Raw genomic sequence first — 14,049 nt, forward strand, 5'->3', positions numbered from 1 at the left:
AACATGCGATCCTAGGCGCATGTCATTGCTCATCGAACGCGCCCGTTACCACCTTTCGGCCCATAACGTGCGGCAGCTGCCGCCCGACGAAGGGGCCGAAGTGGCCTTTGCCGGCCGCTCCAACGCCGGCAAGTCCAGTGCGCTCAACGCGCTGACCCGCCAGAACGCCCTGGCCCGTGTCTCCAAGACCCCGGGCCGCACCCAGCAGCTGGTGTTCTTCCAGATCACCCCGGAAGCCCATCTGGTCGACCTGCCCGGTTACGGCTACGCCAAGGTGCCGCTGGACCTGCAGGCGCACTGGCAGGCCTTCATCGACAAGTATTTCCGTACCCGCGAGGCCCTGAAGGGGCTGGTGGTGGTGATGGACATCCGCCATCCGCTGAAGGATTACGACCGGCAGATGCTGTCCTACGCCGTGCAGCGTGGCCTGCCGGCGCACGCGCTGCTGACCAAGGCCGACAAGCTCAGCCGCAGCCAGCAGATGCAGACCCTGCAGAAAGTGCGCAAGGAACTGCACTCGGCCTACGGCGACAGCGTCAGCGTGCAGGTGTTCTCCGGCGAAGACCGCACCGGCGTGGACGAAGCCCGCGGCGTGATCGGCGGCTGGCTGGGGCTGGAATAAGAACAAGGTGCGCCGGGCGGCGCCCGGCGACATTCCTGTAGAGCCGAGCCCACGCCCGGCTGCCGCACGCAGTGCGGCTCGCCCCCGGTAGCCGAGCATGGGCTCGGCGCTACAAGGGCTCATCGGCTCATTTCAACGGCGAATACTCCGCCGGCACCCAGGCATAGGCCTGGCCTTCGCTGCGCACATGGCCCAGCCCCGGGAACGGCAGGTGCGCACCGGCCACCCACCAGCCGTGGGCGGTGGCCTGCTGCAGCAGCCCGCGACGGCTGGCGATGGCCGCCTTGCGGTCCGAATCGGCCTCGAATGCCGCCTCCGGGTGCGCGAACTGCACCGCATGGAAGTGCAGCACATCGCCCCATACCAGCAGTGATTGGCCCTGGCTGTCGAACCGGTAGGAGACATGGCCGGGGGTGTGGCCATGGGTGTCCATCGCCACCGCGCCGCCGGGCAGGGCGTCGCCGGGGCTGAAGGTGCGCAGGCGGCCGCTGGCCTGGTAGGGCGCCACCGCATTGCGCGCCAGCGGGAAGGCGAAGCGCACGCCCTCCGGCGCGGTGGCCTCGCTGGACGGGGTGAGCCAGTAGTCGGCATCGGCCTTGGACAGCCATACGGTGGCATTCGGGTAGGCCGGCTTGCCCTGTGCGTCGAGCACCCCGCACAGGTGGTCCGGGTGGGCGTGGGTCAGCAGCACCTCGTCCACCTCGGCCGGGTCCACGCCGGCGGCGCGCAGGTTGCCCAGCACCTGGCCCAGGCCGGGGCCGAAGCACTGCGCGGTACCGGTATCGACCAGGGTCAGGTGGTTGCCCTGGCGCACCAGGAAGGCGTTGATCGCGGTCTGCAGGCCCTTCTTGTCTTCGGGCACGTAGCGGCCTTCCAGCAGGCGGCTGACCAGCGTCGGCGGCACGTCCACCACTTCCTGCCGGCCCAGCGCGACCACGCCGTCGAACAGCGCGGTGACCTGCAGCGCACCGACGCGCTGGTGGTAGACGCCGGGCACCTGCTGGGCGGGGGCGGGCGAGGTGGCTTCGGCAAGCGCGGCCAGCGGCAGGGACGACAGGGCCAGCAGCAGGGCGCCGCGCAGCGGCAGGTGACGCAGGGTCATGGCGGTTCTCGGTGGATGACGGACGGTTCCGTTGCCGCATAGCGTGCCGTGGCCGATGTGTGTGCGGCGCTCAAACCACTGCGTGGAATGCTCAGGGAGGGGGTGTTGTGGGCAGGGCTGCGCCCTGCACCTGCCGAAGCGTTGAAGCAACGGCCGAAGCAACAGCAACAGCAACAGCGGGCTGCCCGTGGGATGGCGGGGTGGGTCCGGCTGCGGGGGACGCCGCAAGTACGTCCATGTAGGCTTGGCCGCGGCATCCATGCCGCGGACACCCCCGCAACCGGACCCACCCCGCCTTCGACAGTTTTCCGCGATCTGTCGGAATTGCTCTTGGGGTCAGATCCGTTTTCCGCAGGAAAACGGATCTGACCCCGAATTTCATTCGATATCTGACAGATGTGTCGACCAAGGTCGACACCTACCAACAGCCGCGGAGATCTGTCAGAGGTGGGGCGGTGTCGGAGTGCGGGGTGTCAGCCGCATGGATGCGGCTGCCAAGCCCCCATGGACGGGTTTACGGCGTCCCCGCACTCCGACACCGCCCCGCCATCCCACGGATAGCCCGCTGTTGCTGTTGCTTCGGCTGTTGCTTCAACGCTTCGGCAGGTGCAGGGCGCAGCCCTGCCGAACCCCCCTCAAATGTCTGTGGGCGCCAGTCCGTACCGCTCGGCGAAGCGCTTGCTGAAACTCGCCGCAGACCGGTAGCCCGCGCGTGCGGCGACGGTCTTCAACGGCAGGTCGGTGGTGTAGAGCAGCTGCATGCCATGCGCCAGGCGGGCCTCGGTGAGCAGCTGGCGCAGGCTGGTGTCCTCGGCGGCGAGGCGACGGCGCAGGGTCGCGCCGCTCAGCGCGAACTGTTCTTCCACATCGCGCGATTGCCAGTCGTGTGCGGGCTCGGCGGCGATGCGGTCGCGGATCTGTTCGCCCAGGCTCGGTGCCTGCGGCAGCAGCAGATTGCCGTGGCCCTGCCGGCACAGGGTCAGCACCAGCGAGGCCAGGGCCAGCCGCGCTTCGCTGTAACGGCCGTCCTGCAGCGATTGCCGCCACTGGCGCAGCACCGCGCCGTGCTCGATCAACGGCAGTCGCGCCATCGCCTGGCCAGGGACGGGAAGCTCCTCGTTCCACAGCGTGCGTGCCGCCGCCAGCACTTCGGCACACAGCGGCACGATGGCGCTGAGGTAACGGCCGCTGCGCGGGTCGGGGGTGTTGACCACATCGATGCGGCAGCGCTGGGTCAGCAGCAGGATATCGCCGGGCATGAACGCCAGCGACTGGTGCGCGGTGCGCACCTGCTTGCGGCCTTCCAGCAGGATCGCGAACTGCGGTTGCGGAATCTCCACCGAGCTGGCGCCATGTTCGCGCCGGGCGGTGATGCACGCATAGCCTTCGGCGCGTGCGCAGCCGGCCAGGCTGGCCATCTCGGCCAGCAGTGCGGTGGCCGGGGGCAGCATGGCGGTCACGAGACGTGGGCGCCCAGCAGGCGACCGACGCCTGCGGCCGCGGCCATCGCCAGCGCGCCCCAGAACATCACCCGGATCGCGCCGCGCACCGGCGGTGCACCACCGGCCTGGGCCGCCATCGCGCCGGTCAGGCACAGGCCGAGCAGGGTGCTGGCCGTGGTCATCATCGCGACCTTGTCCACCGGTGCGAGCAGGGCGGTCAGCACCGGCAGGGCCGCACCACAGGTGAACGCCCCGGCCGAGGCAAGCGCCGCCTGCAGCGGGCGCGCGCGCAGGGTATCGGTGATGCCCAGCTCGTCGCGTGCATGGGCGCCCAGCGCATCGTGGGCGGTGAGCTGTTCGGCCACCTGTCGTGCCAGTGCCGGTTCCAGGCCGCGGTGGCGGTAGATCGCGGCCAGCTCTTCCAGCTCGCTGTGCGGATCTTCGTGCAGTTCGCGCTTTTCCATTGCCAGGTCGGCATCTTCGGTGTCGGCCTGGGTCTGCACCGAGACATATTCGCCGGCGGCCATCGACATCGCGCCGGCCACGGTGCCGGCCACGCCGGTGGCCAGGATGGTCGCCGCAGAGGCGCCACTGGCGGCCACGCCGACCACCAGGCCGGCCACGGAGACGATGCCATCGTTGGCCCCCAGCACGGCGGCACGCAGCCAGCCGACGCGCTCGGAGCGGTGCAGTTCGGGGTGTCGTGAATGACGGCTCATGGCTCTGAGTGTACGGGGGTCAAGAGGGCGTCGGTAGGATGCAGAAAACCGTCACCGTCGCATGACGCAACGGGCCGCCACGCTATAGTGCGCCCTTGCGATGGAAGGCCCCCAGCCCCACATCCCCTGCCAACGTCCAGCGAGCCTTTCCCTTGTCGAGCCCCAGCCACGTCGCCGATACACCCATTACCGACCGCTCGCAGCTGGTGGAGGTGATCGCCTCCGGCGAGAAGCCCCGCGCGCAGTGGCGCATCGGTACCGAGCACGAGAAGTTCGGGTTCCGCCTGGACGACCTGCGCCCGCCGACCTTCGAGGGCGAGCGCGGCATCGAGGCGCTGCTCAACGGGCTGGTCCGCTTCGGCTGGGAGCCGGTGCAGGAAAACGGCAACACGATCGCGCTGCTGCGCGATGGTGCCTCGGTGACGCTGGAACCGGCCGGCCAGCTGGAGCTGTCCGGCGCGGCGCTGGAGACCATCCACCAGACCTGCGTGGAGACCGGCACCCATCTGAATGAAGTGGCGCAGGTGGCCGGCGAACTGCAGCTGGGTTTCCTCGGCATGGGTTTCCAGCCGAAGTGGAAGCGCGATGAGATGCCGTGGATGCCGAAGGGCCGCTACAAGATCATGCGCGCGTACATGCCCAAGGTCGGCTCGCTCGGCCTGGACATGATGACCCGCACCTGCACGGTGCAGGTGAACCTGGACTACGCCACCGAAGCGGACATGGTGAAGAAGTTCCGCGTGTCGCTGGCGCTGCAGCCGATTGCTACGGCGCTGTTCGCCGATTCGCCGTTCACCGAAGGCAAGCCGAACGGTTACCTGAGCTACCGCTCGCACATCTGGACCGACACCGACGCCGATCGCACCGGCATGCTCGACTTCGTGTTCGAGGACGGCTTCGGTTACGAGCGCTATGTCGACTACCTGCTCGACGTGCCGATGTACTTCTCCTACCGCGATGGCATCTACCACGACGCCAGCGGGCAGAGCTTCCGCGATTTCATGCAGGGCCGGCTGCCGGTGCTGCCGGGGGCGCTGCCGACGCTGCGCGACTGGTCGGACCACATGACCACCGCGTTCCCGGAAGTGCGGCTGAAGAAGTACCTGGAAATGCGCGGCGCCGACGGTGGCCCGTGGAGCCGCCTGTGCGCGCTGCCGGCGTTCTGGGTGGGCCTGCTGTACGACGACACCGCGCTGGATGCGGCCTGGGACCTGGTGCGTGACTTCACCCTGGCCGAGCGCCATGCGCTGCGTGACGGCGTGCCCAGGCATGCAATGAACCTGCCGTTCCGCAATGGCAGCGTGCGCGACCTGGCCCGCGAAGCGGTGAAGATTTCGGTGGAAGGCCTCAAGCGCCGCGCGGCGCGCAATGCCGACGGCCAGGACGAGAGCAAGTTCCTGGACGTGCTGCAGGAAATCGTCGAGTCCGGGCTGACCCCGGCCGAGCGCAAGCTGGCGCTGTTCCATGGCCGCTGGCACGGCGACGTGGACCCGGTGTTCCGCGAGTTCGCGTACTGATCGCCTTGCGGTAGTGCCGGCCGCTGGCCGGCAGTTGCATGGGGTTGCCGGCCAGCGGCCGGAACTACCAGAGAATGAACCCCGGCTCTGCTGGGGTTTTTGCGTTCTGGGCGTTTACAGCAGATCGCATGGCTGTACCTGGCATGGACGCGTGTTGCTCATGCTTAACGAATTCACTCGTTCGACTGTTTGTCAGGGGATTTGCAACGAGTTGTATGGCCCTGGCGTGACGCATTCAACACCATCAGTCATGACTTGAAGAGGGGCTTGCATGCCCCGGGTGCGGGCAATCGACGGCACTGCCGAGAGCGCCGGTCCGCACGCTTGATGCGTTCGCCAACCATTGCCATTCATAGGAATTCAATCATGAAAACCCGTTTCCATAGACGCCGCGTTGCGATAGCCATCGCCGTGGGGTTGTGCACTGCATTGCCGCTGCAGGCCAGAAATCTCGGGCCTGGAGAGTCACACACCGTTCTGCCCGGTGATGCGGCGGAAGAGTGGAGTCTGGAAGAGGCGTCCATTGCCATGATTCCCGGGTCTGTAGCTACGACAGTTTGGGCAGACAGATCGACTGTCAGCATCGATGGCGGAACAATTGGGAGATCCAACGACGCTTCTTCTTACGGCCTGTATCTGGGCAATGGTTCAGACGCAAGCGTACGTAATGCGGCAATTATTGCAGGTAGTCGCGGGATCGCTGTCGACCTCCGCCATCTTGCTCAGGCAGATATCAGCGATTCGACGATCACTGCGGGAGAGGGAGGGATCGGTGTTGGTTTTGTACGCGGGGCCCAAGCTTCGCTGCGCAATACTTCGATTATGGCGACCGATACTGATGGCGTTGCTCTTCATTTCATCAATGGCGCCGCCGGGGAGGTCAATATGGCCCACCTTGCCGAGGGAAGTCGTGCGATAGGCTCCGAGAATGCCGTGAAGATGGTTCAGAACGGCAACATCAGTCCCGGCACCCATTCATTGACCGTTGATGGCTCACATCTGGAAAGCCACATCGGATCTGCCATCCTTGTCGATGCGTTCGGTTACACAAGCGCAGAAATTGAACTGCGTAATGGGACTACCGTAACAGCAGGCAATGGCATTCTGCTGGAGACCGTTGGCGCGGCAGAGGTCAACTTCAATGTTGATAACAGCACTTTGCGAGGTGACTTGCTCAATGCTGTCGGCTCCACCATTGATGCGCGCCTGCAGAATGGTGCTTCGCTCACCGGCGCGATGACCAACGTGAGCAGTCTCGCCCTGGATGCGGCCACCTGGAACATCACCGGTGACTCGATGCTGGGCCGCCTGGATCTCGGCACTGGCGCGGTGGCCTTTGCTGCGCCTACGGGCGGCGTGCACAAGACCCTGGACGTGGCCGGTGATTTCAGCGGCAACGGCGGCACGATCCTGTTCAACACCGTACTGGCCGATGATGCCGCCGCCAGCGACAGACTGGTGATCGGTGGCGATACCAGTGGCACCGCCAACGTGCGCGTCAACAATGTCGGCGGTGCCGGTGCGCAGACGGTCAATGGCATCGAGCTGATCAACGTGGGCGGCGCTTCCAACGGCGTGTTCACCCTGCTGGGCCGCGCCATCGGTGGCCAGTACGAGTACTTCCTGCACAAGGGCATCGGCAGCAACGGCAACTGGTACCTGCGTTCGCAGTTGCCGGCGGTGGACGATGCAGACCCGATGCCGGAACCGGGCGAAGATACCCATCCGATGCCCGGTCCGGACGAAAACGCCTTCCCGCTGCCCGGCCCGCAACCGGAAGATGACGAGCCCTTCCCGCTGCCAGGCCCCGACCCGGACGGCCGGAACCCCGAGCCGGTGCTGCGCCCGGAAGGTGGCGCCTACCTGGCCAACCTGCAGGCGGCGCAGTCGATGTTCCAGATGGGCTACCAGCAGCGCCAGGCCGGCTTGAACGGCGGCCGCAGCTGGGTGAGCGTGGACGGTTCGCGGCAGGGCTTCGATGCGGTCAGCCGCCAGCTGGACATCCACGGCAACAGCCAGTCGCTGACCGTGGGCAGCGACGTGTGGCACAGCGACAACGGCCTCAGCGCCGGTGTGATGCTGGCCAGCGGCAACGCCACCAGCACCAGCACCAGTGCACTGACCGGCTACTACGCCCGTGGCAAGGTGAAGGGCGAGGCGCTGGGCGTGTATGGCACCTGGCGAGGTGGCAACGCCGCTGACCCCAGCGCCGGCTTCTATGTGGATGCCACCGTGCAGCGTGCGCAGTTCCGCAACCGCGTGGAAGGCGTGGGCCTGGAAGCCGAGCGTTACCGCAGCCGCGCCTGGCAGGGCACGTTGGAAGCAGGCCATGCATTCCGCATCGGCGGTGCCAGCAATGGCGGCATCTACCTGCAGCCGGAGCTGCAGGTGGGCTACAACCGCTGGAGCGATACCCGCCACACCGAAGTGAACGGCACGGAAGTGACCATCGAGGATGCCAACGGCCTGTTTGGCCGTGCCGGTGTGCGCCTGTCCGGCGTGACCCGCTGGGGTAATGGTGTTGCCGAAGTGCAGCCGTATGTGGCCGCGCATTGGCTGCACAACCGCGCCAACCTGCAGGTGGACATGGATGGTGACGCGGTGGATGCACGCATCCCGCGCAGCCGCGCCGAGGTCAGCGCCGGTGCCTCGCTGAAGTTCGCCGGTGGCGTGGGTGTGTTCGGTGGGCTGTCGCTGCAGCATGCCTCGGGTTACCACCGCACGGCCGCGCAGCTGGGCGTGAACTACAGCTGGTAAGCCACGGCTGGGTAGAGTCGACTGTCAGTCGACTCTCGCACGCAGCGCAGCGAAGAATGAAAAACCCCGGCGCATGGCCGGGGTTTTTCATTTTCACATCTGCTTTGGATCAGGCCGCGTTCTTCATCGTTGCCATGTCGATCACGAAGCGGTAGCGCACATCGTTCTTCGCCATGCGGTCCCAGGCTTCGTTGACGTTCTTGATGTCGATCATCTCGACGTCGCTGACGATGCCGTGCTCGGCGCAGAAGTCCATCATTTCCTGGGTTTCGGCCATGCCACCGATCGCCGAGCCGGTCAGGTGCTTGCGGCCGAAGATCACGCTGCCGCCGGTCAGCGGCGGGTCCAGTTCGGTCAGCACGCCGACCAGGCACATGGTGGCCTCGCGCTTGAGCAGGCCCATGTACGGGTTGGTGTCGTGGCCGACCGGAATGGTGTTGAGCAGGAAGTCGAAGCTGCCGGCGTGCGCCTTCATCTGCGCGGCATCACGCGACACCAGCACTTCGTCGGCGCCCAGGCGCTTGGCGTCGGCACCCTTTTCCGGCGTGGTGGTGATCATCACCACATGCGCGCCGAGCGCCTTGGCGAACTTCACGCCCATGTGGCCGAGGCCACCGAGACCGATCACGCCGACCTTCTGGCCCGGGCCGACCTTCCAGTGGCGCAGCGGCGACCAGGTGGTGATGCCGGCGCACAGCAGCGGCGCGGCCGCCTTCAGGTCCAGGCTGTCGGACACCTTCACCACGAAGCGCTGTTCGACCACCACGTGGTCGGAGTAGCCGCCATAGGTCGGCGCGCCGCTTTCGCGTTCACGGCCGTTGTAGGTCCAGGTCGCACCTTCGGCGCAGTACTGCTCCAGGTCGTGCTCGCAGGCGTCGCAGTGGCGGCAGGAGTCGACCATGCAGCCCACGCCGGCGTGGTCGCCGACCTTGAAGCGGGTGACGTTGCTGCCGACCTCGGTGACCCGGCCGATGATCTCGTGGCCCGGCACCATCGGGTAGATCGAGCCACCCCAGTCGTCGCGGGCCTGGTGCAGGTCGGAATGGCAGATGCCGCTGTAGAGGATCTCGATGCGCACATCGTCCGGGCCGATCGCGCGGCGTTCGAACTCGTACGGGATCAGCGGGTCGGTATGTGAATGGGCGGCGTAACCACGGGCGAGGGACATGGGGAATCCTTGGCAGGGTTTGTCGAAAGGCGTTTTACAATACGCGCCGTACCCGGCAGGAAAAAGGGCGGATATCGGCATGATTCATCAAGGCAGACTGCACAATCGTGGCCACTGACAATCTCTCCCACCTGGCTGCGTTCGCTGCGGTCGCCCGTCACCGCAGCTTCCGCCGCGCCGGCGCCGAGCTGGCGCTGTCGACCTCGGCGGTGAGCTATGCGATCCGCGCGCTGGAGGAGCGGCTTGGGGTGGGCCTGTTCCATCGCACCACCCGCAGCGTGGCCCTGACCGAGGCCGGGCAGCGCCTGCTGGAGCGCCTGCAGCCGGCCCTGGGGCAGGTGCACGATGCGCTGGAGGAGATGAACCAGTTTCGTGCCGCCCCGGCCGGCCTGCTGCGCATCAATGCCACCCGCGCCGCGGTGCCGACCCAGCTGGGGCCGCGGCTGGCGCGCTTCCTGCACGCCCATCCGGACGTGCGGGTGGAACTGACCGAGAACGACGGCCTGGTCGACATCGTCGCCGAGGGCTACGACGCCGGCGTGCGGCTGCATGAGTTCGTGCCCGAGGACATGGTGGCGGTACCGATGGGGCCGCCACTGCGCGGCTTGATCGTCGGCTCCCCGGACTACCTGCGCAGGCACCCGGCACCGCAGCATCCGCGCGACCTGGCCGCGCACGAATGCATCCGCTTCCGTTTCGCCAGCGGACATCTGTACAAGTGGCAGTTCGACCGCGATGGCCAGTCACTGGAAATCGATGTGCCGGGGCGGCTGACCCTGTGCGAGCAGGGCACGATCGTGCGCGCGGTGATCGATGGCATCGGCCTGGCCTACGTGCTGGAAGACACCGCACGGCCGTACATCGAATCGGGGCAGATGGTGGCGGTGCTGGAAGACTGGAGCGAGCCGTTTTCCGGCTTCGCGCTGTATTACCCGAAGCAGCGGCAGATGCCGGGTGCATTGCGCGCGTTCGTGGACATGCTGCGCGAGTGACTCTGGTGGGTGATGCAGTGCCGATGATGCAGTGCCGACCAACGGTCGGCACCCACCAGTGATGCAGTGTGGGTGATGCAGTGCCGGTGATGCAGTGCCGACCAACGGTCGGCACCCACCAGTGATGCAGTGTGGGTGATGCAGTGCCAGTGATGCAGTGCCGACCAACGGTCGGCACCCACCAGTGATGCAGTATGGGTGATGCAGTGCCGGTGATGCAGTGCCGGTGATGCAGTGCCGACCAACGGTCGGCACCCACCAGTGATGCAGTGTGGGTGATGCAGTGCCGGTGATGCAGTGCCGACCAACGGTCGGCACCCACCAGTGATGCAGTGCCGGTGATGCAGTGCCGATGATGCAGTGCCGGTGATGCAGTGCCGACCAACGGTCGGCACCCACCAGTGTCGGTGCCGCGGGTTCTACTGCGCGCGCGGGTAGTCGAGATAGCCTGCTTCGCCACCACCGTAGTAGCTGCTGCGGTCCGGCGTGGCCAACGCAATGTCGTGCTGCAGGCGCTCCACCAGATCCGGGTTGGCGATGAACGGCTGGCCGAACGCGGCCAGGTCGATGGTGCCGGCCTCGACCAGCTGCAGGGCACGCGCGCGGGTCATGCCGCCGGCCAGCATCACGGTGCCACCGTAGGCCTGCTTGAACTGCTGCAGGAAGGCCTCTCCCAGCACCGATTCGCCCTGCTGCAGGTTGTCGTTCAGATGCACGTAGGCCAGCCCGCGCTTGCCCAGTTCCCCGGCCAGGTACAGATAGGTGGCTTCGTTGTCGGGGTAGAACGGCATGTCGAAGGTGAGGTTGTTCGGCGCCAGGCGCACGCCGATACGGTGCGCGCCGATGCGCTGGGCCATCGCATCGACGGTTTCCAGGATCAACCGCGCACGGTTGGGCAGCGAGCCGCCGTAGCGATCATCGCGCTGGTTGATGAGCGGGTTGAGGAACTGCTCGAACAGGTAGCCGTTGGCGGCATGCAGTTCGATGCCGTCGAAGCCGGCCGCGATCGCGTTCCCGGCGCCGCGCACGAAGTCGTCGACGATGCCGGGAATCTCCGCAGTCTGCAGTGCACGCGCAGGGGTGGGATCGGCGTGGCCGCGGCTGCCATCTTCCAGATAGACGAACGAGGTGTTCTTCGGTGCGCTGGCGACCGGGCGGGTGCCGGCGCTGACCGGCTGTCCACCGTCGGGCTGCAGCGAACGATGCGACATGCGGCCGACGTGCCACAGCTGGGCGAAGATCGCGCCCTGTTCGGCGTGCACCGCCTCGGTGACCTGCTTCCACCCGGCAACCTGCTCGGCCGACCAGATGCCCGGCACGTCGATGTAGCCCTGGCCCTGCGGCGAAACCGGCGTGCCTTCACTGATGATCAGGCCGGCGCTGGCCCGCTGGCGGTAGTACTGGGCGGTCCGCTCGTTGGCCACGGTGCCGGGGTTGCGGGCACGGGTCATCGGGGCCATCGCAATGCGGTTGCGCAGGGCGGTGCCTGAAAGATCGAAGGGGCGGAACAGGGCGGCGGTCATGTCGGTCATCTCGGTGCGGGGGAGGAGCGCCAGCGGCGCGATGCACACAGGATGGAGTTGACATGCAAGCGCATAAAGCGCTTCGATCTCCCTGGGTGCGGGACTATTTGTCCCCAATGTGGAGGGGCGCATGCTGCCGCTGGAATCGTTGAATGGCCTGGTGACCTTCGTCACCACGGCCCGGTCGGGCAGCTTCACCGAAGCCGCCGATGCACTGGGCATCTCGCGCTCGGCGGTGGGCAAGGCCATCGCCCGGCTGGAAACGCGGCTGGGTGTGCGCCTGTTCCACCGCACCACGCGGCGCATCGCGCTGACCACCGACGGCGAGGCGTACTACGCATCGTGTGCGGCGGCGCTGGAAGAAATCTCAGCGGCCGAGGCCTGCCTGGGCTCGGCCGGCCTGCCCAGCGGGCGGCTGCGCATCGACATGCCGTCCTCGTTCGGGCGGCTGGTGGTGCTGCCGGTGCTGTTGCGCCTGTGCCGGCAGTACCCGGACCTGCAGCTGACGATGACCTTCACCGATCACTTCGTCGATCCGGTCGAAGAGGGCATCGACCTGCTGATCCGCTTCGGCGGGCTGCACCACGCAGAGCATCTGGTCGCGCGTCGGCTGGGCCGCCAACGCCTGGTCACCTGCGCATCGCCGGAGTACCTGCAGGCGCACGGCGTGCCGGCCAGCGTGGAGGAACTGGCACAACACCGCAGCATCGTCGGCTTCCGCCATGGCCAGCCGGTGGCATGGCGGATCGGCAGCGACGATGTGGAGGGAACCTTCATCCCGAACGCGGCCTACCAGCTCAACGATGGCGATGCGGTGATCGAAGGCGCCATCGCCGGGCTGGGCATCTGCCAGATGCCCATTTCACTGGTCCGCCGGCACCTGGAGTCCGGTGCGCTGCACTCGGTGCTGGACGAACACATGCAGCGCCATATCGACATCCACGCGCTGTGGCCGCCGACGCGCCACCTGCGGCCGAAGGTGCGCTATGTGGTGGATGAGCTGGCGCGGCTGGCGGCTCAGGGCGTGTTTGACTGAGCCGGGGCTGCCACCTCGGGTGCGCCATCGAGCGTGTTGCGCGGCGGGAACGCCATCATTCCCGCCAACTGGCAGTACGCGGCAGCATCCAGGAAGGTTGTCGGCACATGGTCCTCAAGCTGGCGGGTGCTGCGCAGCCCTGCGATCGGTTCGAGGATGGCTGGAAACTCCTTGCCCTGCTCGTCCAGGACACGGTCCAGCCGGTCTTTCAGCGGGCTCTTGTAGAAGAAGTCCGGCAGCACGATGCACATCTGGGTGCCGGGCCGGGAGGCGATCTCGCGCATCGCCGTTTCGAAGGCATCGGCATGCTCGGCATCGTCGGTGCGCAGCTGCAGATCCTCCGCCTCGCCGACCGGGCGGTAGTACACGCTGCCAGGGCGGAACAGGAAGGTATACAGGTGTGTTCCTTCCACCTTGTACGTCTTCGGCGAGCGTTGCCGCTGCAACTCGGTGGGGAGCGGCACCGAGCGTCCGTCGGCCAGCAGCAGCCTGGCGTTCATGCCGCAGCTGCTGCCGTCGGTGCCGAACGATACTTCGTAATCCAGGCCGGGTTCTGGCGTCAGCAGGAACGAGGGCGGCAGCGCGAAGCGCAGGTCGCGAACCTTTTCGTCAGCAGGAACGCAGCGGCGGTTGCCCTCGAAGTTGGCCATCACATTGACCAGCTGGCCCGGCACCAGCGCGAATTCCCGATAGAACGGCTTGCGGATACCGCCCAGCGAACCGGTGGCGAATGACTCGGGCATGCCGATCGAGGTGCTTTCATTGCCGGTGGCCAACGAGGCGAGCGTACTGAACACGCCCTTGGAGGCCTTGCTCTCCACCCTTACCACTTCGGCTTCGGCGCCGCTGCGGGTGTGGTTCTTGCGCATCGCCAGGTACTGGCCATTGGCGCTGAACAGGCGGATGCGCGCCGGTTGCTGCAGATCCACCTGGGCGGCTGCGGCGGTGGGGGCCTGCTCGGCCAGTGCGGGAAATGCCAGGGCCAGGGCCAGGCAGGCGGACAGCAGGGGACGCATGATCAGTAGAACTCCGTGTCTTTGCCGGCGACTCATTCGCCATCAGGCACGGATTAGCGGCTGCGGGGTGGTGTTCTTTAGCCCGGTTTCTGACAGCGGGCCGGGGCGATGGGTGGTGCTGCCGGAGTGGCTGTGTATACTATCCCCCAGTATAG

Annotated in this window: 12 protein-coding genes; 5 read left to right on the forward strand and 7 right to left on the reverse strand. The window is 66.8% G+C overall.

Translation table 11 applies throughout. The annotated features are described in order from the left end of the window. Nucleotides 1-19: 19 nt before the first annotated feature. On the forward strand, nt 20-622 hold the full coding sequence (yihA, locus tag B9Y64_RS07215; protein ID WP_100440120.1) for a ribosome biogenesis GTP-binding protein YihA/YsxC: 603 nt from the start codon (nt 20-22) through the stop codon (nt 620-622). 127 nt (nt 623-749) lie between these two features. Here yihA and B9Y64_RS07220 read toward each other — a convergent pair whose 3' ends face one another. From B9Y64_RS07220 to B9Y64_RS07230, 3 genes are all read right to left on the reverse strand, one after another. After that, the gene (locus B9Y64_RS07220; RefSeq protein ID WP_100440121.1) at nt 750-1,724 is read right to left on the reverse strand and encodes an MBL fold metallo-hydrolase; all 975 of its coding nucleotides are present in this window, start codon (nt 1,722-1,724) and stop codon (nt 750-752) included. A 635-nt stretch (nt 1,725-2,359) separates the two neighbouring features. Then, nucleotides 2,360-3,184 (reverse strand): helix-turn-helix transcriptional regulator, encoded by an 825-nt coding sequence (locus B9Y64_RS07225; protein ID WP_100440122.1) that lies wholly within the window; start codon nt 3,182-3,184, stop codon nt 2,360-2,362. Beyond that, nucleotides 3,181-3,885, reverse strand: coding sequence for a VIT1/CCC1 transporter family protein (locus tag B9Y64_RS07230; protein WP_100440123.1), 705 nt, complete (start codon nt 3,883-3,885; stop codon nt 3,181-3,183). The genes B9Y64_RS07225 and B9Y64_RS07230 overlap by 4 nt, the downstream gene beginning before the upstream one ends. Nucleotides 3,886-4,037: 152 nt before the next feature. Here B9Y64_RS07230 and B9Y64_RS07235 point away from each other — a divergent pair, with 152 nt between their 5' ends. After that, nucleotides 4,038-5,402 carry a glutamate--cysteine ligase gene (locus tag B9Y64_RS07235; protein ID WP_100440124.1) on the forward strand — a complete coding sequence of 455 codons (1,365 nt, stop codon included), beginning with the start codon at nt 4,038-4,040 and terminating at the stop codon, nt 5,400-5,402. 648 nt (nt 5,403-6,050) lie between these two features. On the opposite strand, the gene B9Y64_RS22240 is transcribed toward B9Y64_RS07235, so the two are convergent. Further along, nucleotides 6,051-6,377: a hypothetical protein gene (locus tag B9Y64_RS22240; protein ID WP_238379850.1), complete on the reverse strand. Its 327-nt coding sequence runs from the start codon at nt 6,375-6,377 to the stop codon at nt 6,051-6,053. Nucleotides 6,378-6,572: 195 nt separating this feature from the next. Between B9Y64_RS22240 and B9Y64_RS07240 the strand changes: the two genes are divergently transcribed. Further along, complete coding sequence (locus B9Y64_RS07240) at nt 6,573-8,159, forward strand: autotransporter outer membrane beta-barrel domain-containing protein (protein WP_238379851.1); 1,587 nt, start codon at nt 6,573-6,575, stop codon at nt 8,157-8,159. 109 nt (nt 8,160-8,268) lie between these two features. On the opposite strand, the gene B9Y64_RS07245 is transcribed toward B9Y64_RS07240, so the two are convergent. After that, complete coding sequence (locus B9Y64_RS07245; RefSeq protein ID WP_100440126.1) at nt 8,269-9,327, reverse strand: NAD(P)-dependent alcohol dehydrogenase; 1,059 nt, start codon at nt 9,325-9,327, stop codon at nt 8,269-8,271. 107 nt (nt 9,328-9,434) lie between these two features. On the opposite strand from B9Y64_RS07245, the gene B9Y64_RS07250 reads away from it, so the two are divergent. Continuing rightward, nucleotides 9,435-10,319, forward strand: a complete 885-nt coding sequence (locus B9Y64_RS07250) for a LysR family transcriptional regulator (protein ID WP_100440127.1) — start codon at nt 9,435-9,437, stop codon at nt 10,317-10,319. A gap of 419 nt (nt 10,320-10,738) precedes the next feature. Here the strand turns inward: B9Y64_RS07250 and B9Y64_RS07255 are convergent, their stop codons facing one another. Continuing rightward, the gene (locus B9Y64_RS07255; protein ID WP_100440689.1) at nt 10,739-11,842 is read right to left on the reverse strand and encodes an alkene reductase; all 1,104 of its coding nucleotides are present in this window, start codon (nt 11,840-11,842) and stop codon (nt 10,739-10,741) included. A 130-nt stretch (nt 11,843-11,972) separates the two neighbouring features. On the opposite strand from B9Y64_RS07255, the gene B9Y64_RS07260 reads away from it, so the two are divergent. Continuing rightward, complete coding sequence (locus B9Y64_RS07260; RefSeq protein WP_100440128.1) at nt 11,973-12,878, forward strand: LysR family transcriptional regulator; 906 nt, start codon at nt 11,973-11,975, stop codon at nt 12,876-12,878. Here B9Y64_RS07260 and B9Y64_RS07265 read toward each other — a convergent pair. Then, complete coding sequence (locus tag B9Y64_RS07265) at nt 12,860-13,894, reverse strand: hypothetical protein (protein WP_100440129.1); 1,035 nt, start codon at nt 13,892-13,894, stop codon at nt 12,860-12,862. The genes B9Y64_RS07260 and B9Y64_RS07265 overlap by 19 nt on opposite strands. Nucleotides 13,895-14,049: the final 155 nt, after the last annotated feature.

Origin of the sequence: Stenotrophomonas maltophilia, assembly GCF_002799245.1 — a bacterium.
GTDB lineage: Bacteria > Pseudomonadota > Gammaproteobacteria > Xanthomonadales > Xanthomonadaceae > Stenotrophomonas > Stenotrophomonas maltophilia_S.